The following is a 507-nucleotide window of genomic DNA, read 5'->3' on the forward strand; positions in this document are numbered from 1 at the left end:
GCGCCGGGTCGTCCTCGACTTCGGCGCCACCGAGATCGGCCCCGCCGCCGTCGGCGCCCTCCTGCGCATCGACCACGACTGCCGCGCCCGCGACATCCCCTGCACGATCGTCGCCGAGGACCGCGCCCTGCTCACCCGCACACTCGCCGACAACCTCGCCACGCCACACCAAGGCCCCGCCTTGGCCACGGACCTGGCCGCCGCGCTACGCCCCTGACGCCGACCAGTGCCAAGAGGGGCAGGGCGCCAGGGCCGGTCCTGCGGGTGGGACGGCCCAGACCCCGCCAAGCCGAGCCTCTGCGCTCCACCATTCTCGCGAGTGGCCGGCCGGCCACTCGCGACAGTGCCTACCCCGTGGGCAGGTCGTGAGTGTGAGTGCCGGTGACCAGGTAGACGACACGTTCGGCGACCGAGACGGCATGGTCGGCGAAGCGCTCGTAGAAGCGCCCGGCGAGGGTGACATCGACGGCCTCCTCGACCCCGTGCTGCCACCGGTCATCCATCAGA

Annotated in this window: 2 protein-coding genes; one reads left to right on the plus strand and one right to left on the minus strand. The window is 72.8% G+C overall.

All coding sequences use genetic code 11. The annotated features are described in order from the left end of the window. Positions 1-217, plus strand: a 217-nt coding sequence (locus tag TR48_RS44030; protein ID WP_042374991.1) for a hypothetical protein, incomplete at its 5' end; no start/stop codon positions are given. A 130-nt stretch (positions 218-347) separates the two neighbouring features. Here TR48_RS44030 and TR48_RS41350 read toward each other — a convergent pair. Then, positions 348-507 (minus strand): PhoU domain-containing protein (locus TR48_RS41350; RefSeq protein WP_500799101.1); only part of this gene is annotated, 160 nt, incomplete at its 5' end.

The organism is Streptacidiphilus neutrinimicus (assembly GCF_000787815.1).
GTDB lineage: Bacteria > Actinomycetota > Actinomycetes > Streptomycetales > Streptomycetaceae > Streptacidiphilus > Streptacidiphilus neutrinimicus.